Raw genomic sequence first — 21,536 nt, 5'->3', positions numbered from 1 at the left:
CAATGGTTGTAGCCGTATATCCGGGAACGTTCGATCCGCTCACGCGTGGCCATGAAGATTTGGTGCGCCGCGCATCCGGGCTGTTCGACAAGCTGATCGTCGGCGTTGCCGACAGCAAAAACAAGAAGCCGTTCTTCTCGCTGGACGAGCGCCTGACGATCGCCAACGAGGTGCTGGGCCACTATCCGAACGTGCAGGTGGAAAGCTTTTCCGGCCTGTTGAAGGACTTCGTGCGCAAACACGACGCCCGCGTCATCGTGCGCGGCCTGCGCGCCGTCTCCGACTTCGAATACGAGTTCCAGATGGCCGGCATGAACCGCTACCTGCTGCCGGATGTCGAAACCATGTTCCTGACGCCGTCCGACCAATACCAGTTCATCTCCGGCACCATCGTGCGCGAGATCGCGGTGCTGGGCGGCGACGTCTCCAAGTTTGTTTTCCCATCGGTGGACCGCTGGCTGCAAAAGAAGATTGCGGCGACCGCGGCGGACGCCGAATAAGCGAGTCCAGCCATGGCATTACTGATCACCGACGACTGTATCAACTGCGACGTATGCGAGCCTGAGTGCCCGAACGAAGCCATCTACATGGGCGCCGAAATATACGAAATCGACCCGGACAAATGCACCGAATGCGTCGGCCACTTCAACGAGCCGCAATGCCAGCAGGTGTGCCCGGTCAGCTGCATCCCCTTCAACCCGGCCTGGCGCGAAAGCGAAGCCGAGCTGCGCGCCAAGTACGACCGCCTGCAGGCGGCCCAGAAACAAGCCTGAGTACAGCCGGGGACAGACCACGATTTTCAAGAAATGATTTCTTGAAAATCGTGGTCTGTCCCCGGAAGTGTCTTACACTGGTCCTGTCGCGTCCCGCAAGCCAACCCGATTTCCCGTGGAGACAGCATGACTAAGCAACACATCAATGGCGCCAGGCGCCTGCTCGCCGCCGCCTGCCTGGCCGCCGTCCTCAGCCCCGGCGCGCTGGCGGTCGAGGTGGGCGGCGTCAAGCTGGACGACACCGCGCTCGTCGCCGGCAAGGAATTAAAGCTCAACGGCGCCGGCGTGCGCTACAAGGCCATCTTCAAGGTTTACGCGGCCGGCCTCTACCTGCCGGAAAAGCGCAGCAACGTGGCCGAGATCCTGGCGCTATCGGGCCCGCGCCGCGTCGCCATGGTGATGCTGCGCGACGTCAGCTCGGAAGATTTCGGGCTCGCCTTCATGACCGGCCTGAACAACAACTCCGACAAAGCCGACAAGGCCAAGATCCTCAACCAGACCATGCAGTTCGGGCAAATGTTCGCCCTGCTGCCGGGTTTGAAAAAGGGCGACATGCTGGCGCTGGACTGGCTGCCGGGCGTGGGTACGCAATGCCAGTTGAACGGCAAAAAGATCGGCGAAGTGATGCCGGACCAGGCTTTTTACAATGCGGTGCTGAAAATCTGGATAGGCGACAAGCCTGTGGATAACTCGCTGAAGCCGAAGCTGCTCGGCGAATCCGGCTGATACTGCAGGGACAAGGGGCGCAAGCCCCGGCCGGAGCCTGCCTGGCCTCCGGTAGCGCCGCGCCCGCGGCGCGGCAAAGGGAACTTAAGCGCGCGAAGCCAGCGCGCGCAACTCGGCGGCGTGGCTGGGGGCCGAACGGTCCAGCCCGCTGAGCATGCGGTTGAGCATCATCGCATCGCGCATCTGCCGCTCGGCCAGACGCTGCTCCTTGCTCATCTTCGGCCGCACCACCAACATCGCCGCGCGCGCCACGCCAAGCAACAAAGGCTTGAACAACACCAGCAAGGCGGCCAGCAGCACCACGCCCAAGGCGATTTGCACGGCGCTCAACAGGGAGATATCCAGCACGGCGGCGAGGGCGATTTGGGCGGCGGAGAGTACGGTAGACATGATGTTCCAGTGCATTATAGAATCAATGACGTTACTATAGTGCAGTGCAACATATACATCCAATTTCGTTTCCTGATACCAAGTATATGGATCATGAATGAATCCTGTGATATTTTGAGCACTGGCGCCGCAATATGAATATCTCGCTACCATTTCACCAATATTTCTGAAAACACACTAGGCCACCATGAGCTTTCTGACGCTGGATTTGAACTTATTGCGCGTCTTCGACGCCGTGATGACAGAGCAAAACCTGACGCGCGCCGCTGGCCACCTGGCGATGACACAGCCGGCGGTATCGAACGCCATCAAACGCCTGCGCGAAAGCCTGGGCGACGAACTGCTGATACGCACGGCCTACGGCGTCAAACCGACGCCGCGCGCCGAATCGCTGTGGCCGGCGGTGCGCTCGGCGCTGGCCAGCCTGGAAGCGGCGGTGACGCCGGAAACCTTCGACGTCTCGAAAGCGCACGCCACCTTCCGCATGGCCATGGCCGATGCGACGGCGGCATTCTGGCTGCCCTCGCTGATGCGCTCCATCGAAAGCGAGGCGCCGGGCGTCAACGTGCGCATGGTGCCGCTGACGACGCGCGAACCGCGGCCGATGCTGCTGCGCGGCGACATCGACCTGGCCGTCGGCTTCTTCCCTGGCGTCGCCGCGCAACTGTCGAGCGAAACGGGCTCGCCGATCCGCCACGAGCGCCTGTACTCGGGACAATACGTCTGCGTCATGCGGCGCACCCACCCGCTGGCCAAGGCCGACCTGACGCTGGACAACTACTGCGCGGCCAACCACCTGCTGGTCAGCTTCTCGGGGCGGGCGCACGGCCTGGTCGACGAAGCGCTGGCGCAAATCCACCGCGAGCGGCGCATCCTGCTGACCGTCAACCAATTCTTCACGGCGGGGCGGGTCGTGGCCAACTCCGACCTGCTGACGGTACTGCCGCGCCACCTGATCGCCTCGACCGGCATGACCGACGCGCTGATCTACAAAGAACTGCCGTTCCCCCTGCCGGCCGTCCACCTCGACATGCTATGGCACGAGCGCGACGCCCGCAGCCCGGCGCACAAATGGCTGCGCGCCCACCTCGAAGGCATGAACACCGTCACCTTACGCAGCGCGACGGCGGCGGGCGGCGGCATCGCCCCCAAAAGCGACAGCGAATAGTTGCTCCCCCCATGGGGTCAGGTCTAGACATGGCGGTTTCTTGTGTGAAAACCGTCATGTCTAGACCTGACCCCAGGGGGTTTTGCAAGTTTTTAGCGGCCGCTGGAGCGGTAGCCGATGCGGAAGCCGCCCCAGTGTCGGCCGCCAACGTAGATCGGCGCCGATAGGTCGTGCATGACTTCGCCCGTGTCGCGTTGGTAGGTTTGTAGCAGGAAGCTGCGGGTGTTGGCGCCGCAGCGCGCGCCCGTGCGGTCGTTGAAGATGCGCTTGGTGCGGTTGTGCAGGATGTCGACGGCGTAGTCGCCCGTCAGCGCCTGGCTGAATTTTTTGTTGTGGGTGGGGAAGTAACCGTTGTTGTCGACCGCCCCCGCGTAGGCCAGTTGCGGCATGGCCGCCAGCAAGCCTTCCTGCAGCTCGGGCAGCACGCGGTCGGTGAAGCCGTCGAATTGGCTGTGGTGCTTCTGCGGGTCGGTATTCGGTATCGGCCGGTAGCGCCGGTCAAACAGCGCTTCGCGGCTGATCTTGCCGGCGGAGATGGCGGCGTCGAACAGGCGCCCGACTTCCCGCGCGGCGTCCTGGGCCGCCCGGCGTATCGCGTCGTGCGGCGTGGCGACGCTCGATTCGCCCAGCGCGCCGGCGATCGCCTCGGCCCGCTCCGCCAGCGCCATCGCCGAGCCCGTCGCCCGCGGCAATTCGGCGTCGGTCGTCAGCATGCTGTCGCGGATCTGCGCGACGGCGTCGGCGATGCCCTGCGTCGTGTCGACGTGGCGCCGCGAGGCCCGCGCGATCAGGCCGATTTCCTCTTCCGAAGCGCCCGACGATTGTTCGATCTGGCTCAGCGAGCCGTGCACGCTTTCGACGTTTTGCGCGGCCGCCGTGACGACCTCGGCCAGCGAGTTCATGCCCTGCGACGCTTTTTCCGCTTGTTCGTTGATTTCCCGCACCATCAGGCTGATTTCGTCGCTGGCCTCTTTCGTGCGCAGCGCCAGTTGCCGCACTTCGCCGGCGACGACGGCGAAGCCGCGGCCGTGTTCGCCGGCCCGCGCCGCCTCGATGGCGGCGTTCAGCGCCAGCAGGTTGGTGCGCGCGGAGATGTCGCTGATGGCTTCGGTGAAGCCGGCGATGCGCCGCGATTTGTCTTGCAGGCCGGCCATCACCGCCGAGGCCGTCTGGGCCGCGCTCTTCGCGCTGCCGATGCGCTGCAAGCCCTGGTCGACTTCGGCCCGCGCCGCCACGCTTTCGGCCCGCACCTGGGCCGCCACGGCGGCGGCCCGCTCGGCGTGGGCGGCAATTTTCTGCGTCGCGCGGGCGTTCTGCTCGGAGCTGCCGGCGATCTCGCCGGCAATCTTGACGTCTTGTTCGACCTTTTTCTTGACCGAGTCGACGAAGTACGAGGTTTCCGCCGCGCCTATCATGATGGCGTCGATGGCCTGGCCGACCGTGTCGGCGAAGCGCGGCAGGCCGCCGTCGTCGGCGCCGCGCCCGGCCAGCCGCATCACGGCGGCGCCGATCAGCGCCGCCAGCGCCGTCTGCCACCAGGAATCGGCGCCGCCCAGCGCCAGCCGCAGCAGCCACACGGCGCCGGCCGCCGCCGCCGCGGCTATCAGGAAAAGCAAAACCAAGCGTACCGTCTCGTGCCGCAAAAGCCTCATCTATCCCCCCGCCCCATGGTGGCCGGCCGCCCGGACCGGCGGCTGGCAATTGCCCGGCTCCAGCCGTGTCATCATTCCGGCCAGCAACTAAACCCGCAATTGCCCCCACACTACAACACTTATCTCTTTTGCTCAATCGCTAAGATAAAGGCGCGAGCATCCATCCGGCGGACGGCCCGGATGCTCGCGCTCGACCTTGGGATAGGCCCGCCACCGGCCTGGTGCCGTTGGTTTTCAGCACGCCGCGGCGGCAATGCTTACTTAATAGGCAGCTTGCTGGTATTCTTGACTTCTTCCATCACCGCGTAGGTGTGGGTTTCGCGCACACCTTTCTGCAGCAGGGTTTTGCCCAGGAATTCGCGGTAGGCAGCCATATCCTTGACACGCGCCTTGACCAGATAGTCGAAACCGCCGGCCACCATATGACATTCCAACACTTCCGGGATGATTTGTACGCTATGCTTGAAGGCATCGAATACTTCCGGCGTCGTGCGGTCCAGCACCACCTCGATGAAGACCAGCAGCGACACGTCCAGCAATTGCGGGTTGAGTTGGGCCGTGTAGCCCATGATGTAACCGGATTCATGCAGTTTGCGCACGCGCTCCAGGCAGGCCGCCGGCGACAGGTTGACCCGCGCCGCCAACTCGACGTTGCTGATGCGGCCGTCGCTCTGCAATTCCATCAGAATTTTCTTACTGATTTTGTCCAACATATGCCACAGTCCCCAAATAAATATTATTTGGTTAAATTGTCTCACTAAAAACAATCTATGGCTAGTACTGTGTATTACCAGAATTAATCCATAGGAATCCCCCTTACAATCGAATCATCTTCCAGTCAGCCAAAAACGCCTCTCCTTCACCGTTGACCAGCGTGCTTTGTTGCGTGTTTCACCATTATTTATATTTACTAAAAGAGCCCTCTCATGCACTCTGCAGCCACCCCGGCCCCGTCCCTTTCCCCGTTCGCCGCGCTCCAGGCGGAAATCCTGCGCGACCCGTCGCCGCTGCGCTCGGCCGTGACGGCCGCCTACCGCCGCGATGAAATCAGCGCCGTCCAGTGGTTGCTCAGCCAACTCAAACAAGACAGCGCCGCCAGCAAGACCGAAGCGCAGGCCCTGGCCCACAAGCTGGTGAGCGCGGTGCGCGAAAAGCGCACCCGCTCGTCCGGCGTCGACGCCTTGATGCATGAGTTCTCGCTGTCGTCGGAAGAGGGCGTGGCGCTGATGTGCCTGGCCGAAGCGTTGTTGCGCATTCCCGACAGCCAGACGGCCGACCGCCTGATCGCCGACAAGATCAGCAAGGGCGACTGGCGCAAGCATCTGGGCGAATCGCCCTCGCTGTTCGTCAACGCCGCCACCTGGGGCTTGCTGATTACGGGCAAGCTGGTCAGCACCAGCAGCGAAAACCGCCTCAGCTCGGCCTTGTCGAAACTCATCACCAAGGGCGGCGAGCCGCTGATACGCAAGGGCGTCGACATGGCCATGCGCATGCTCGGCAACCAGTTCGTCACCGGCCAGACCATCGAGGAAGCGATCAAGAACAGCCGCGACAACGAAGCGCGCGGCTACCGCTATTCCTACGACATGCTGGGCGAGGCCGCCCTGACGGAGGAAGACGCCGCCAATTACTACGCCTCGTATGAGCGCGCCATCCACGCCATCGGCCAAGCCTCGAACGGCCGCGGCATCAAGCAGGGGCCGGGCATTTCCGTGAAATTGTCGGCATTGCACGCCCGCTACAGCCGGGCCCAGCGCGCCCGCGTGCTGGAAGAGCTGCTGCCGCGCGTGAAAACCCTGGTCTTGCTGGCCAAGAAATACAACATCGGCTTGAATATCGACGCCGAGGAAGCGGACCGCCTGGAATTGTCGCTCGACCTGATGGAGGCGATGGCTTTCGACCCCGAGCTGGCCGGCTTCGACGGCATCGGCTTCGTCGTCCAGGCTTACCAGAAGCGTTGCCCGTTCGCCATCGACTACCTGATCGACCTGGCCAAGCGCAGCGGCCGCAAGTTCATGGTGCGCCTGGTCAAGGGCGCGTATTGGGATTCCGAAATCAAGCGCGCCCAGGTCGACGGCATGAGCGGCTACCCGGTCTACACGCGCAAGGTGTACACCGACGTGTCCTACCTGGTCTGCGCGAAAAAGCTGCTGGGCGCCAACGGCCTGATCTATCCGCAATTCGCCACCCACAACGCGCAAACCCTGTCCGTCATCTACACCTGGGCGAAGCAAGACGGCATCAGCGACTATGAATTCCAGTGCCTGCACGGCATGGGCGAAACCCTGTACGATCAAGTCGTCGGCGCCGCCAACCTGGACAAGCCTTGCCGCATCTACGCCCCGGTCGGCTCGCACGAAACGCTGCTGGCCTACCTGGTGCGCCGCCTGCTGGAAAACGGCGCCAACTCGTCCTTCGTCAACCAGATCGTCGACGAAAAGATCGCCATCGAATCGCTGATCACCGATCCCTTCGAGGCGGCCCGCCAGCAGGGCGGCGTGCCGCATCCCGGCATCGTCTTGCCGCTCGATATGTTCGGCACGGAGCGCAAGAACTCCTCCGGCATCGACCTGGCCAATGAAGACGTGCTGCGCGAAGTGTCCGCCGCGCTGGCCGCGCCGCGCAGCTGGAACGCCGCGCCGCTGATCGACGGCCCGCTGAGCAGCGATGTCGCCGCCCAGCAAATCAGCAATCCGGCCCGCCGCGACGATATCGTCGGCACCATCGTCGAAGCCAACGCCAGCGACGTGGAAAATGCCCTGGCCGGCGCCAGCGCCTTTGCGATGGACTGGCAGACGACGGAACCGTCGCTGCGCGCCGACGCGCTGAACCGCGCCGCCGATTTGTTTGAAACCCACCGCCTGGAATTGATGGCGCTGGCGATACGCGAAGCGGGCAAATCGCTGCCGAACGCCATCGCCGAAGTGCGCGAGGCCGTCGACTTCCTGCGCTATTACGCGGCGCAGGTGGACAGCCTGCCGAATACACTGGCCCTGGGTCCGGTCACCTGCATCAGCCCGTGGAACTTCCCGCTGGCCATTTTCACCGGCCAGATCGGCGCCGCCCTGGCCGCCGGCAACGTCGTGCTGGCCAAGCCGGCCGAGCAAACCCCGCTGATCGCCCACCGCGCCGTCGAGCTGCTGCACGAAGCGGGCGTGCCGCGCGGCGCGCTGCAATTCGTGCCCGGCCGCGGCGAAGTGGTCGGCGCCGGCCTGTGCAACGACGCCCGCGTCAAGGGCGTCATCTTCACCGGCTCGACGGAAGTGGCGCAACTGATCAACCGCACGCTGGCCAAGCGCTCGGTCGCCGAATCCTGCGACATTCCGCTGATCGCCGAAACGGGCGGCCAGAACGCCCTGATCGTCGACTCGTCGGCGCTGCCGGAACAAGTGGTGCAAGACGCGATTTCCTCGGCCTTCGACAGCGCCGGCCAGCGCTGCTCGGCGCTGCGCGTGCTCTTCCTGCAAGCCGATATCGCCGATAAAACCATCAAGATGCTCAAAGGCGCCATGCAGGAACTGCGCGTCGGCAATCCGGACCGCCTGGCGACCGACATCGGCCCCGTCATCGACACCGAGGCGCAAGGCAATCTGCTGGCCCACATCAACAAAATGAAGACCACGGCGATCAGCCACTTCTCGCTCGACGTGGCGCCGGCGAACGGCACCTTCATCGCGCCGACCGTGCTGGAAATCAAGTCGCTGTCGGAACTGACGCATGAAGTGTTCGGTCCGGTTCTGCACGTGATTCGCTATAAGCGCGCCGATTTGCCGAAATTGATAGACGAAATCAATGCCAGCGGCTATGGCTTGACCCTGGGCATCCACTCGCGCATCGACGAAACGATCGAGTTCATCTCCAGCCGCGCCCACGTCGGCAATATCTATGTCAACCGCAACATCGTCGGCGCAGTGGTCGGCGTGCAACCGTTTGGCGGCGAAGGCAAATCCGGCACCGGCCCTAAAGCGGGCGGCCCGCTGTACCTGAAGCGCCTGCAACGCAACGCGCCGGCGCCGGCGCAACATCAACGCCAGGCCACGCCGGCGCTGGACGCCCTCACGGTCTGGGCCAAAACCCACGGCCACCAGGATGTCGCGAATCTGGCCGGCGAATATGCCCGCAGCACCTTGCATGGCCACACGACGGTATTGCCTGGCCCTACGGGCGAGCGCAACACCCTCAGCTTTGTCGCCCGCGGCACGGTCGTCTGCGCCGCGTCGAGCGTCGGCGTGCTGCTGAACCAACTGGCGGCAGCTTTGGCGACCGGCAACAAGGCATTGGTGCTATCGAGTTCGTCCGCCCTGATTCCGGCCGACTTGCCGGCGGCAGTCAAGGATCGCGTCCAGTTGGTCAGCGGTTTGGATGCCTGTGGAGAAGATTTCCAGATCGTCATGGTCGAGCCGGCGCTGGCAAACGACTTGAAACCAGTGCTGGCGGCCCGCAAAGGGGCGCTGGTGGGCATGATAGAGACAACGGCAGGGGTTGCCATCCCATTGTGGCGCCTGGTCGCGGAGCGCGCGCTGTGCGTCAACACGACGGCGGCGGGCGGCAATGCCAGCCTGATGACCCTGGACGCGTAAGCGCTCCAAGCTAACAACCAACGCTGGAGAGCCGGCCTCAAGCTTTTTTGCTCTGGGTCTGGCTCGCCACCGTTGGTTTTTTTACGTCCGCAGCACCTTGAATGGTTTACGCCAGCCGCTGGCACAAGCGTTTTACGACATGAAACGCATAACGCGACGCCACGGTCTGCACAAAACGCATAAAGTCCACCGCCGCCTCTTCATTGGCGTTATCCGAGATCGTCCGTATCACCGCATATGGAATGCCAAGCTCAAAACACACTTGCGCCACCGCGGCGCCTTCCATTTCCACCGCCAGCAGCTCCGGTAAAGCCTCCTTGAGCTGACCCAATTGCGTCCGGCTGTGGATAAACTGGTCGCCACTGCCAATCAAGCCGCGATGCACACGCGGTCCGTCCAGGCCGAATTCCTTCGCCTCGGCAACGCTGAAGACGCTTTTCAGATCATCCGCGAGGAAATCTTGCGCGGAACCGACCACGCGCTCGCTCAAGGTCAGATCCGACGGGAAGTGCGACAAGCCGGTCAACGGCACCTCAAAGCGCGGAAACAGGGGACGGGCGTCCATATCGTGCTGAACCAGTGATTCCGCGACAACAATATCGCCAACATTGACGCAAATATCGCCACTTCCGGCGACTCCCGTGAAAACAATGTGGGTAACTTCGAACTTTTCCACAAGGATAGCGGCCGTCATGGCCGCCGCGGCCTTGCCAATACGCGACAGAACGCACACAGCGTCGATTCCCCACAGACTACCCACGGTGTAGTCACGCATGCCGTGCGAGAGCTTCTGGGGGCCTTTCATGGCTTCTACCAGCCCTTCTTGCTCTTCAACAAGGGCACTGATCACTCCTAGACGCAGTTTTTTGCTCGAATTCATGGTTTCTGGCTCTATTTTTTAGGATTTTTGGCTGTTGTGGGGCAGGTATCCACCGCACTGCGCTGTATAGCTCTTTTATATAAGGTATATATAAAAAAATAGTAGTGATAGTAAACGGCCTATTTTTTGTGGATAAGTCGGTTAACGCGATAAAAATCATCAACTTACCGTCCACAAAACGGCTTGCATAAGCATTGTATCCAGACAGGATGAGTTTTGGATAAAAAAAGTCTTGTGGACAAAGAGCGACTTTTCCCACATCCGATCCTGTGGATATGCAAGCACTTATCCACAGTCGCTTGAAAAAATGCGGTTTTTCAATGCAAAACCAGCAATTTTTTGACTTCCCAGGGTCAACTTCAGTACCCAGTCATCCAAGTAGCTCACGCGACGAAGTCGACGGTTTCGTTTCTGTCGATCCGTGTCCTTGTCCTCGGATTTCTGAAGACGGTTTTCAGAACTGGTTTTTTGGCTTTGGTTTTTTGCTTTTTTTTTTTTTTGAAGAGGGAGGTGGGCTCACCTGCGGCTGTGCGTTTTAGTTGTTTACAAAGGGTTTATATAAAAATAGTAGTAGTAGTAAACGCCCGAACTTCTGTGGATAAGTCACTATTTTGCTTTGAAATCAGGAATTTAGCTCAAAAATAAAGCCTGCATAATTGCTGTATCTCTTCAGGAGCAAATCTGTATAAAATTGCCTCCGTTGGACAACTTTGTGTTTACTCACAAGCCATCCTGTGGATATCCATCCACTTATCCACATCCCCCATCCCCAGATAGCCTGATTTCCCCGTTTTCGGGGCTTAGCAAGGGCAGTAAACGTTTTTTTTTGCTTACAGAGCGCTTGTAGATGCCTTGCCGCTAACGATCTGGGAGTTGGCCGGGACTTCAATCGAGCTGTCAGATGCCAGGAACAGCAAATCGTTGTCAGATCCGTCGAGCAGGATCGTGGTTTGGGCTTCCTGGTTTGGTGTTCGGCTGCCGGTTCGTCGGGTTGGCGATCAGGGCGGTGAACGCTTCTTCGTGCGTCGTTGATGCTTCTCTTTAGCCTTGTGCAAGATTTGTGGCCTTTGTAAGAAGGGCGGCAATTTTTTTGGAAGGCGCGGGCGTCGGTTTACTCTAAAAGGTTTGTATATAAGGATAGTAGTAGTTGTTAACGTAGCCACTTCGCTGTGGATAAGTACTGATTTATCCTTGAAATCAAGCGCTTGGCGGTTTCATAAGTGCTGTGTATGCCTTGTATGAGCGAGGAACTGTTTCTGGACAAAAAAAATGAGCTAAAAAAATTTTTTGTTTACTCACAAACGGTTCTTGTGGATATCCATAGACTTATCCACATGGCGAACAGACTACAAAGAGCGTATTTAGCTACGCCTTCTTGGCGATCTGGTAATCTGGCTGCTCTTGATCCGGGAGGCGGCAGATGAACTTGCACGAACTTTTTCAATATCCCATCATCCAGGGGCCGATGGCCGGTGGTCCCTCCACGCCAACCCTGGTCGCCGCTGCCTCGAACGCCGGCGTTTTGGGCTCTTTTGCTGCTTCCTTACTGACGTCCGAAGCGATGCTGGAGCAAATTGGGCAGATCAGGGCGCTGACGCAGCGTCCGTTTGCGGTCAATTTGTTTGTTCAGCGGACGCCACAACCGAGTGCCGACGAGGTGGCGCAAGCCGCGCAGTTGCTGAAACCTATCTGGTCCGCGCTAGGCTGGCAGGAATTACCGACGCCGGCCAAGTGGTGCGAGGATTTTAATGCCCAGTTCGATGCCCTGGTCGCCGCCGCGCCCGCCGTGGCCAGCTTTACCTTTGATATCTTGAATGTTGCGCAGGTGGCGCGCCTGCACGCCGCCGGCATCTTTGTCATCGGCACCGTGACCACCGTGGCCGAAGGCTTGGCCTGGCAGGCCGTTGGCGCCGATGCTGTTGTCGCTTCCGGCGTGGAGTCGGGCGGACATCGGGGCACATTTCTCGGCCCACAGACCGACGCCACGCTGGGCACCGCCGACTTGCTGCGGCAGATGGTTGGCACGCTGGATATCCCCATCATTTCTGCCGGCGGCATCATGCATGGCGCCGGCATTGCCGAATTGCTGGCGCTGGGCGCCTCCGCCGTGCAGATGGGAACCGCCTTCCTGGTCAGCGACGAGTCCGGCATTCATCCAGCATATAAACAACGCCTGCTGAACGCCGGCCAGCAGCCAACCCGCTTGACCCGCGCCTTTTCCGGCCGCTATGCGCGTGGCCTGGAGAACCGCTTCATGGACCTCATGCAGCCTGTGGAAAAATTGCTGCCCCTTTATCCCGTACAAAACGCGCTGACCGGCAGCATACGCGCGGCCGCCGCCAAGGCGGGCGAGACGGAATTTATGTCGCTCTGGGCTGGTGCAAGTGTTAATCTTGCTCGCGCCATGCCCGTGGCGCAGTTGGTTCAGACTCTGGTAGAGGAAATGAAAGCGGCGACCTAACAGGCGCGCGCCGCGTGACCGCTCTATCGCTTACCTTGAAGGAGCAGTCATTGGAATCGGCAGGAGAATACGACTACATTATTGTTGGCGGCGGCACTGCCGGTTGCGTATTGGCGAACCGTTTGACGCGCGATCAGAATGCGACGGTGTTATTGATAGAGGCGGGCGGTAAGGATGATTATGTGTGGATTCACATTCCGGTCGGATATCTGCATTGCATCGGCAATCCGCGCACGGACTGGATGTATCACACCGAGGCGGACGCCGGCCTGAACGGCCGCAGCCTCATTTATCCGCGCGGCAAAGTACTCGGCGGCAGCTCCTCGATCAATGGCATGATTTATATGCGCGGCCAGTCCGGCGATTACGATCGTTGGGCCGAGGTCACCGGCGACGCCTCGTGGCGCTGGGACAAGGTGCTGCCCCTGTTCAGGCAAAGCGAGGATTATTACGGCGGCGCTTCCGAAAACCACGGCGCCGGCGGCGAATGGCGGGTCGAGAAACAGCGCCTGTCCTGGGATATTCTGGATGCCTTCCGCGATGCGGCGCAGCAGGTCGGCATTCCCAACAGCGCCGATTTCAACGGCGGCGACAATACCGGCTGCGGCTATTTCGACGTCAATCAAAAGCGCGGCATCCGCTGGAACACCGCGAAGGCGTTTTTGAAGCCGGCCGCCACCCGGCCGAACCTGACCATCATGACGGGGTGCCACGTCGAGCGCCTGCTGATCGAGCGGGGCGACGCCGGCCCGGTCTGCCGCGGCGTGAAGTTCACCGGCGGCGGCACGACCTGGAGCGCGGCGGCGCGGCGCGAGGTCTTGCTGACGGCCGGCGCGGTCGGTTCGCCGCAGATTTTGCAATTGTCCGGCATCGGGCCGGGCGCGTTGCTGCAAGAGCATGGCATCGCGCCCGTGGCCGACGTCCCCGGCGTCGGCGCCAATCTGCAGGACCATTTGCAGCTGCGCATGGTCTTTAAAGTGCGCGGCGCGAAAACCCTCAACACGCTGGCGGCGAACTGGTACGGCAAGCTGAAAATCGGCCTCGAATACGCGCTGCGGCAGAGCGGCCCGATGTCGATGGCGCCGTCGCAACTGGGCGCTTTCGCCAAATCCCATCCGGCCCAGGCCACGCCGGACCTGCAGTACCATGTGCAGCCGCTGTCGCTGGAAAAATTCGGCCAGCCCCTGCACAGTTTCCCCGCCTTCACCGCCAGCGTGTGCAATCTGCGCCCGGGCGCGCGCGGGCATGTCCGCATCGCTTCCGGCGATTGCTACGCGGCGCCGAAAATCATCCCCAATTATCTGAGCACGCCGGAGGACCGCAAAACGGCGGCGGCCGCGCTGGCGCTGACGCGCACCATCGTCGCCGCGCCGGCGCTGGGCCGTTTCGCGCCCGAGGAGTTTCTGCCGGGACCGCAGTACCGCAGCGAGGAGGAATTGGCGCAGGCGGCCGGCGCCATCGGCACGACGATTTTCCACCCGGTAGGCACCTGCAAGATGGGCCGGGCCGGCGATCCGCTTGCCGTGCTCGACAGCGCTTTGCGGGTGCTCGGCGTGGCCGGTTTGCGCGTCGTCGACGCCTCCGTTATGCCGTTCATCACCTCCGGCAACACGAATGCGCCGACCCTGATGATCGCGGAAAAGGCGGCGCAAATGATTGCTGCAAGCTGGAAATAGACATAGGCGATGTCGATTTTTCGACAAAGTTTGACGCTAGTCTGATAGTCGGCATTGATCTCTTTATGGTAGTTATACTGTATTGTTTGTCAAAATTAATATGTGTATTATCTAAAAAATGAAGTAGTACAAAAAAAACAATGAGGAGACACGATGTCAAACGTCATCTTGGAAACAAGGAATTTGACTAAGGAATTCAAGGGTTTCACGGCCGTTAACGATGTGAACTTGAAAGTCGAGCGCGGCCACATCCATGCCTTGATCGGTCCCAACGGGGCCGGTAAAACCACTTGCTTCAATCTGTTAACCAAATTTCTCGTGCCCACCTCAGGGCAAATCCTCTTCAACGGCAATGACATCACGGCGGCCCGGCCGGCGCAAATCGCGCGCATGGGCGTCATCCGCTCTTTCCAGATTTCCGCCGTGTTTCCCCATTTATCCGTGCTGCAAAACGTCCGCATCGGACTGCAGCGCCAGCTCGGCACCTCCTTCAATTTCTGGCAGAGCGAACGCTCGCTGTCGAAGCTGAACGAAAGGGCGATGGCCTTGCTGGCCGAAGTCGACCTGAGCGAATTCGCCGACACCATCACCGTCGACATGCCCTACGGACGCAAACGCGCGCTGGAAATTGCCACGACGCTGGCGATGGAGCCGGAAATGATGCTGCTCGACGAGCCGACCCAGGGCATGGGCCACGAGGATGTACACCGCGTCACCGAGCTGATTAAAAAAGTGTCGAGCGGGCGCACCATTTTGATGGTGGAACACAATATGAGCGTCGTCTCCGGCATCTGCGACAAGATCTCCGTGCTGCAGCGCGGCGCCATGCTGGCCGAGGGCAGTTACGCCGACGTGTCGCGTAATCCGCAGGTGATGGAAGCCTATATGGGCACCACCCACGCCGAGCTGGAAGGAGCGCATTGATGACGACGGCATTGAAGATATCCAATCTGCACACCTGGTACGGCGAGTCGCATATTTTGCACGACGTCAGCCTGTCGGTGCAGCAGGGCGAAGTCGTCACTTTGCTGGGCCGCAACGGCGCCGGCCGCACCACGACGATGCGCGCGATCATGGGGCTGACGGGCGCGCGCAAGGGTTCGATCGAAATCAACGGCGTCGAAGCGATCGGTTTGCCGACGCACAAGATCGCCCACCTCGGCGTCGGCTACTGTCCGGAGGAGCGCGGCATTTTCTCCTCGCTGTCGACGGAGGAAAACCTGTTGCTGCCGCCGACCCTGAGCACCGGCCAGGCCGGCATGTCGGTCGCGGAAATCTATGCGATGTTCCCGAACCTGGAGGAGCGCAAGCACAGCCAGGGCACGCGCCTGTCGGGCGGCGAGCAGCAGATGCTGGCCGTGGCGCGCATCCTGCGCACGGGCGCGCGTCTGCTGTTGCTCGATGAAATTTCCGAGGGCCTCGCCCCCGTCATCGTGCAGGGCCTGGCGCGCATGATCACGACGCTCAAGGCGAAGGGTTACACGATCGTCATGGTCGAACAGAATTTCCGGTTTGCCGCGCCGCTGGCGGACCGGTTTTACGTGATGGAGCATGGTCAGATTGTCGAGACTTTTGCTGCGTCCGCATTGCAAGCGAAGATGCCGGTGCTGACCGAGCTTCTGGGTGTTTAGTTTAGCCACATGTTTACAACTACAAATCGATCAAACGGAGACAACATGAAACTGAAAGCAATCGCCACCGCCGCCACTGCCGTCTGCGCAATGGGTTGTTCATTTGCCGCACAGGCCCAGGTTTCTGGTGACACCATCAAAATCGGTTTCATCACCGACATGTCCGGCGTCTATTCCGACGTCGACGGGCAGGGCGGGGCGGAAGCGATCAAGATGGCGATTGCCGACGCCGGCGTGGTGCTGGCCGGGAAAAAAGTGGAATTCATCTCCGCCGACCACCAGAACAAGGCCGACATCGCCGCCTCGAAAGCGCGCGAATGGTTCGACCAGCAGGGCGTCGACCTGCTGATAGGCGGCACCAACTCCGGCGCCAACCTGGCGATGGCGAAGGTGGCCGCGGAAAAGAAAAAAGTCTTCGTGTCGATCGGCGCCGGCTCCTCGCGCCTGACCAATGAGGAATGCACGCCCTACACTGTGCATTACGCCTACGACACCGTGGCGCTGGCGCGCGGCACCGGCGGCACCATCGTCAAGCAGGGCGGCAAGAGCTGGTACTTCCTGACCGCCGACTACGCCTTCGGCGCCTCGCTGGAAAAGGACACGGCCGACGTCGTCAAGGCGGCCGGCGGCAAGGTGCTGGGCGCCGTCAAGCATCCGCTGTCGGCCTCGGACTTCTCGTCCTTCCTGCTGCAGGCGCAGTCGTCGAAGGCGCAGATCCTCGGCCTGGCCAACGCCGGCGGCGACGCCATCAACAGCATCAAGGCGGCCAACGAGTTCGGCCTGACGAAGAACATGAAGCTGGCCGGCCTGCTGATGTTCATCAACGACATCCATTCGCTGGGCCTGAAAACCACCCAGGGCATGTACCTGACCGACGGCTGGTATTGGGACTTGAATCCGGAAACCCGCGCCTGGGCCAAGCGCTATTTCGACAAGATGAAGAAGGAACCCTCGATGCTGCAGGCGGCCGACTACTCGGCGGCGGCGACCTATCTGAAGGCCGTCAAGGCGCTGGGCAACGACGATGCCGACAAGGTCATGGCGCACCTGAAATCGACCAAGATCAATGACATGTTCACGAAAAACGGCGAGATCCGCCCGGACGGCCGCATGGTCCACGATATGTACTTGATGGAAGTGAAAACGCCGGCGGAGTCGAAATATCCTTGGGACTACTACAAGGTGGTGGCGACGGTGCCGGGCGCGCAGGCGTATGTGACCAAGGCCGAAACCAAGTGCGCGCTGTGGAAATAATCTAGCCGGACCGCCCGCCTGATTGCGGGCGGGCCGCTGTCGGCGCGGCCATCGCGGCGCGCCGCCGTAAGGCCCTGCGCGGCCGGGCGCCGTTCCCGCCGCCGCGTCTTTCCCTCTGATCCCTCGCCGGCCGTTCCGGCGACTTTTATACTGTGCTGCCATGGAAATTTTCGGCGTTCCATTACAAGCGATGATGAGCCAGCTGCTGCTGGGCCTCGTCAACGGTTCGTTCTACGCGATGCTGTCCCTGGGCCTGGCCGTGATTTTCGGCTTGCTCAACGTGATTAACTTCTCCCACGGCGCCATGTACATGATGGGTGCCTTCCTGGCCTGGATGGGGATGAGCTATTACAACATCAACTACTGGGTGATGCTGATCGTCGCGCCGCTGCTGGTGGGTGCGCTCGGCATCCTGATTGAAAAAACCATGCTGCGCTGGCTCTACAAGCTGGACCACCTGTACGGTCTGCTGCTGACCTTCGGCATCACCCTGATCACCGAGGGCGTGTTCCGCTCCTTCTACGGCGTCTCCGGCCAGCCCTACCAGGTGCCGGAATTGCTGGCGGGCGCGACCGATCTGGGCTTCATGATCTTGCCGAACTACCGCGCCTGGGTCGTCGTGGCCTCGCTGGCGATCTGCCTGGCGACCTGGTACGTGATCGAAAAAACCAAGCTCGGCTCCTACCTGCGCGCCGGCACGGAAAACCCGAAACTGGTGGAAGCCTTCGGCATCAACGTGCCGCTGATGGTCACGCTGACCTACGGCTTCGGCGTGGCGCTGGCCGGCTTCGCCGGCGTGCTGGCGGCGCCCATCATCCAGGTGTCGCCGCTGATGGGCTCGGACCTGATCATCGTCGTGTTCGCCGTCGTCGTCATCGGCGGCATGGGTTCCATCATGGGCTCGATCCTGACGGGCCTCGGGCTGGGCGTCATCGAAGGCTTGACGCGCGTCTACTACCCGGAAGGCTCGGCCACCGTCGTCTTCGTCGTCATGGTCATCGTGCTGCTGCTGCGCCCGGCCGGCCTGTTCGGCAAAGAGAAATGAACGCCAAGCCGGGGCAGGTCCCGGACCACACTGAGTATTGGAGCAATCAAGATGAATAAAAACATCGGCTATGCAATCGCGCTGGCGCTGGCCCTGGCCGCGCCGCAATTCGGCTACCCGATCTTCCTGATGAAGTTGCTGTGCTTCGCGCTGTTCGCCTGCGCCTTCAATCTGTTGATCGGCTTCACCGGCCTGCTGTCCTTCGGCCACGCCGCCTTCTTCGGCGGCGCCGGCTATGTCGCCGGCCACGCGCTCAAGGTGCTTGGCCTGCCGGTCGAGCTGAGCCTGCTGCTGGGCGTCGGCGCCGGCGCGCTGATCGGCCTGGTGATGGGGGCGCTGGCGATACGCCGCCAGGGCATTTACTTCTCCATGATTACGCTGGCGCTGGCCCAGATGGTCTACTTCCTGGCGCTGCGCATGCCCTTCACGGGCGGCGAAGACGGCTTGCAGGGCGTGCCGCGTGGAAAACTGTTCGGCTTCCTCGACCTCGGCAACGACACCACGCTGTACTTCGTCGTGCTGGCCATCTTCGCCGGCGGCTTCGCCCTGATCATGCGCATCGTCCATTCGCCGTTCGGCCAAGTCCTGAAGGCGATCAAGGAAAACGAACCGCGCGCCATCTCGCTCGGCTACGACGTCGACAAGTACAAGCTGCTCGCCTTCGTGCTGTCGGCCGCCCTGGCCGCCCTGGCCGGCGCCACCAAGACCCTGGTGCTCGGCTTCGAAACGCTGACCGACGTGCACTGGGCCATGTCGGGCCTGGTGATCCTGATGACCCTGGTCGGCGGCATGGGCACCCTGGCCGGCCCCATCCTCGGCGCCTTCATCGTCATCGTGCTGGAGAACAAGCTCGGCGACATCGGCAACTTCCTGGTCGCCCACAGCGGCATCGAATGGTTCGGCAAACTCGGCGAATCGGTGGGCATGACCATCGGCCTCATCTTCGTCGTCTGCGTGCTGCTGTTCCGGCGCGGCATAGTGGGCGAGGTGATCGCCAGGTTCTCCCCCGGGGGGCAAAAAAAATCTGCCTGATTCACAAGCGACGCCGGACCGAAAGTCCGGCGTTTTTCATTGGAGCATCGTTCTTTGAAAGGATGACATGAAAAACATCAAGCGCATATTGTGCGGCGGCGGCATGGCCGCCGCTGTCGCCACGCTGGCCGCCTGCGGCAGCACGCCGCCGGCCGAGCCGGATAACCTGAACCTGGCGCCCCACTATCTGGGGCCGGTCACCAGGACCGATTACGACGGCGTCTCGAACGACCTGCTGACCGCCGGCCTGGGCAAGAGCGGCCTGGCCGCCGCCGCGCCCGGCTACGCCGACGCCAGCCGGCCCAGCGCCGCCGAACTGCGCCGCAACGCCATCCACGCCAACTACCGGGCCGTGCTCGACATCAACGCCAACAGCGGCTACGGCACCCTGTACGGCCCCAACGTCGACGCCGCCGGCAACGTCACCGGCGGCGAGGGCAAGATCGCCGGCAGCGAATACCTGGCCTACGCCGACGACGGCAGCGGCGCGCAGAACGTCACGCTGATGGTGCAACTGCCGGCCAGCTTCGATCCGGCCAAAGCCTGCATCGTCACCGCCACGTCGAGCGGCTCGCGCGGCATCTACGGCGCCATCGGCAGCTCCGGCGAATGGGGCTTGAAAAACGGCTGCGCCGTCGCCTATGCCGACAAGGGCAGCGGCATCGGCCTGTACACCTTCGATGACGACAGCGTCAACCTGCAGAACGGCGTGCGCGCCACCCGCGCCGCCGCCGGCAAGAACGCCCACTTCACGCCGGGCTTGAGCGACGCCGAGCGCGCCGCCTTCGCCGCCGGCTTCCCGAACCGGCTCGCCTACAAGTCCGCGCACTCGCAGCAAAATCCGGAAAAGGACTGGGGCAAGGTGACCTTGCAGGCGATAGAGTTTGCCTACTACGTGCTCAATGAACGATACGGCGCGCTGGCCAGCGACGGCAAATACCATCAGATTCGCCTGACCCGGCAGAACACCATCACGATCGCGTCGAGCATCTCGAACGGCGGCGGCTCGGCTTTGCGCGCCGCCGAGCAGGACAGCAAAGACTTGATCAACGGCGTCGCCGTCAGCGAACCGCAAGTGCAGCCGAGAACGGCGCTCGGCTATACGGTGCGGCAGGGCGGGGTGGCCGTAGCCGCGCAAGGCAAGCCGCTGTTCGACTACGGCAGCTACGCCGCGCTCTACCAACCCTGCATCGCCAGCAGCTCCGCCAATCCGGGACGCTGCACGGCGCTGGTCGGCAAGGGCTTGCTGAGCGGCGCCACGCTGGCGGCGCAGCAAGCCGACGCGCGCGCCCGCATGCACGCCTACGGCTGGCTACCCGACTCCGACCTGTTGCAGGCATCGCACGCGGCCAGCAACATCCTCGTCGCCGCCACCTACGCGAACGCCTACGGCAAATTCTCCGTCACCGACAATGTATGCGGCTTCAGCTTTGCCGGCACCGACCCCGGCGGCAACCCGAGCGCCTTGAGCGCGGAGCAGAAAGCCACCAGCTACGCCGGGTTCAACAGCGGCTATCCGGGCGCCGTCGTGTATGAAAAATCGCTGGGCGGCGCCAAAGCCTACACGCTCGGCGTGTCGCCGTCGAGCGGCCTTGCCGACCAGTCGCTGGACGGCTTCCTGTGCCTGCGCGCGCTGGCGACGGGCCTCGACCCCGTCAGCGGCGGCCCGCTGGCGCCGGAACTGGCGGCGCAAAGCGCGCGCGTGCGGGCCGGCATCGCCGAACTGCAGGCGGTTGGCCACCTGCGCGGCAAACCCGCCATCATCGTGCACGGCCGCGCCGACACCCTGATCCCCGTCAACCACGCCTCGCGGGCCTACGTCGGCCTGAACGCCGTCGCCGAGAGCGGCAGAAGCAATCTGCGCTATATCGAAGTGACGAACGCCAACCACTTCGACGCCTACACCAACTCCATGCCGACGCTCATCGTGCCGCTGCACGTCTACCTGTTCCGCGCGCTGGACGCCCTGTATGCTAACCTGAAAAGCAAGCAGACGCTGCCGCCGTCCCAAGTGGTGCGCACCACCACGCGGGCCGACGCGACGACGCCGATCACCGGCGCCAACGTCCCGCCGATCGCGGCGGCGCCGGCGGCCGGCGACCTCATCCGCGTGACGGAAACGACGGTCGACGTGCCGAACTAATCGTGAGCAAATCCAACATTGGGGTCAGGTCTAGACATGGCGGTTTTTGCCGATGGCATCGCCGTAAACCGCCATGTCTAGACCTGACCCCAATGTTGTTGCTGTTTCACGTGGAACAAAATGGC

Annotated in this window: 17 protein-coding genes; 13 read left to right on the top strand and 4 right to left on the bottom strand. The window is 62.0% G+C overall.

Annotated features, from left to right (window positions below):
- Positions 1–2: 2 nt before the first annotated feature.
- The 3 genes from coaD (at position 3) to OIK44_RS09520 (ending at position 1,499) form a co-directional block, all read left to right on the top strand.
- Positions 3–500, top strand: coding sequence for a pantetheine-phosphate adenylyltransferase (coaD, locus tag OIK44_RS09530; RefSeq protein ID WP_273670503.1), 498 nt, complete (start codon positions 3–5; stop codon positions 498–500).
- A 12-nt stretch (positions 501–512) separates the two neighbouring features.
- A complete protein-coding gene (locus tag OIK44_RS09525) occupies positions 513–773 on the top strand; it encodes a YfhL family 4Fe-4S dicluster ferredoxin (protein ID WP_273670502.1) in 261 nt (86 codons plus the stop codon).
- 126 nt (positions 774–899) lie between these two features.
- Complete coding sequence (locus tag OIK44_RS09520; protein ID WP_273670501.1) at positions 900–1,499, top strand: chalcone isomerase family protein; 600 nt, start codon at positions 900–902, stop codon at positions 1,497–1,499.
- A gap of 84 nt (positions 1,500–1,583) precedes the next feature.
- Here OIK44_RS09520 and OIK44_RS09515 read toward each other — a convergent pair whose 3' ends face one another.
- Positions 1,584–1,889 (bottom strand): hypothetical protein, encoded by a 306-nt coding sequence (locus tag OIK44_RS09515; RefSeq protein ID WP_273670500.1) that lies wholly within the window; start codon positions 1,887–1,889, stop codon positions 1,584–1,586.
- 187 nt (positions 1,890–2,076) lie between these two features.
- Here OIK44_RS09515 and OIK44_RS09510 point away from each other — a divergent pair, with 187 nt between their 5' ends.
- Positions 2,077–3,057 carry a LysR family transcriptional regulator gene (locus OIK44_RS09510; RefSeq protein WP_273670499.1) on the top strand — a complete coding sequence of 327 codons (981 nt, stop codon included), beginning with the start codon at positions 2,077–2,079 and terminating at the stop codon, positions 3,055–3,057.
- 92 nt (positions 3,058–3,149) lie between these two features.
- Here OIK44_RS09510 and OIK44_RS09505 read toward each other — a convergent pair whose 3' ends face one another.
- Complete coding sequence (locus tag OIK44_RS09505; protein WP_273670498.1) at positions 3,150–4,709, bottom strand: methyl-accepting chemotaxis protein; 1,560 nt, start codon at positions 4,707–4,709, stop codon at positions 3,150–3,152.
- A gap of 257 nt (positions 4,710–4,966) precedes the next feature.
- A complete protein-coding gene (locus OIK44_RS09500) occupies positions 4,967–5,422 on the bottom strand; it encodes an Lrp/AsnC ligand binding domain-containing protein (protein ID WP_273670497.1) in 456 nt (151 codons plus the stop codon).
- A 213-nt stretch (positions 5,423–5,635) separates the two neighbouring features.
- Between OIK44_RS09500 and putA the strand changes: the two genes are divergently transcribed.
- Positions 5,636–9,289 (top strand): trifunctional transcriptional regulator/proline dehydrogenase/L-glutamate gamma-semialdehyde dehydrogenase, encoded by a 3,654-nt coding sequence (gene putA / locus OIK44_RS09495; protein WP_273670496.1) that lies wholly within the window; start codon positions 5,636–5,638, stop codon positions 9,287–9,289.
- A gap of 106 nt (positions 9,290–9,395) precedes the next feature.
- Here the strand turns inward: putA and OIK44_RS09490 are convergent, their stop codons facing one another.
- Positions 9,396–10,169, bottom strand: coding sequence for a 5'-methylthioadenosine/adenosylhomocysteine nucleosidase (locus tag OIK44_RS09490; RefSeq protein WP_273670494.1), 774 nt, complete (start codon positions 10,167–10,169; stop codon positions 9,396–9,398).
- Between the two features lie 1,420 nt (positions 10,170–11,589).
- Here OIK44_RS09490 and OIK44_RS09485 point away from each other — a divergent pair.
- From OIK44_RS09485 to OIK44_RS09450, 8 genes are all read left to right on the top strand, one after another.
- Positions 11,590–12,630, top strand: coding sequence for an NAD(P)H-dependent flavin oxidoreductase (locus tag OIK44_RS09485; protein WP_273670493.1), 1,041 nt, complete (start codon positions 11,590–11,592; stop codon positions 12,628–12,630).
- A gap of 50 nt (positions 12,631–12,680) precedes the next feature.
- Entirely contained in the window at positions 12,681–14,306 is a 1,626-nt protein-coding gene (locus OIK44_RS09480; RefSeq protein WP_273670492.1) for a GMC family oxidoreductase, read from the top strand.
- Positions 14,307–14,459: 153 nt separating this feature from the next.
- The gene (locus OIK44_RS09475; protein ID WP_273670491.1) at positions 14,460–15,230 is read left to right on the top strand and encodes an ABC transporter ATP-binding protein; all 771 of its coding nucleotides are present in this window, start codon (positions 14,460–14,462) and stop codon (positions 15,228–15,230) included.
- Complete coding sequence (locus OIK44_RS09470) at positions 15,230–15,937, top strand: ABC transporter ATP-binding protein (protein ID WP_273670490.1); 708 nt, start codon at positions 15,230–15,232, stop codon at positions 15,935–15,937. The genes OIK44_RS09475 and OIK44_RS09470 overlap by 1 nt, the downstream gene beginning before the upstream one ends.
- A gap of 45 nt (positions 15,938–15,982) precedes the next feature.
- Positions 15,983–17,191: an ABC transporter substrate-binding protein gene (locus OIK44_RS09465; RefSeq protein WP_273670489.1), complete on the top strand. Its 1,209-nt coding sequence runs from the start codon at positions 15,983–15,985 to the stop codon at positions 17,189–17,191.
- Positions 17,192–17,351: 160 nt separating this feature from the next.
- Positions 17,352–18,236 carry a branched-chain amino acid ABC transporter permease gene (locus OIK44_RS09460; protein ID WP_273670488.1) on the top strand — a complete coding sequence of 295 codons (885 nt, stop codon included), beginning with the start codon at positions 17,352–17,354 and terminating at the stop codon, positions 18,234–18,236.
- A 51-nt stretch (positions 18,237–18,287) separates the two neighbouring features.
- Positions 18,288–19,268 carry a branched-chain amino acid ABC transporter permease gene (locus OIK44_RS09455; protein WP_273670487.1) on the top strand — a complete coding sequence of 327 codons (981 nt, stop codon included), beginning with the start codon at positions 18,288–18,290 and terminating at the stop codon, positions 19,266–19,268.
- Positions 19,269–19,335: 67 nt separating this feature from the next.
- Entirely contained in the window at positions 19,336–21,411 is a 2,076-nt protein-coding gene (locus tag OIK44_RS09450) for a 3-hydroxybutyrate oligomer hydrolase family protein (protein WP_273670486.1), read from the top strand.
- Positions 21,412–21,536: the final 125 nt, after the last annotated feature.

This window comes from Janthinobacterium fluminis, assembly GCF_028595325.1.
GTDB classification, from domain to species: domain Bacteria; phylum Pseudomonadota; class Gammaproteobacteria; order Burkholderiales; family Burkholderiaceae_D; genus Janthinobacterium; species Janthinobacterium fluminis.
Note: the sequence above shows the minus strand (reverse complement) of the source record. Positions and strands in the feature narration are given on the sequence as shown.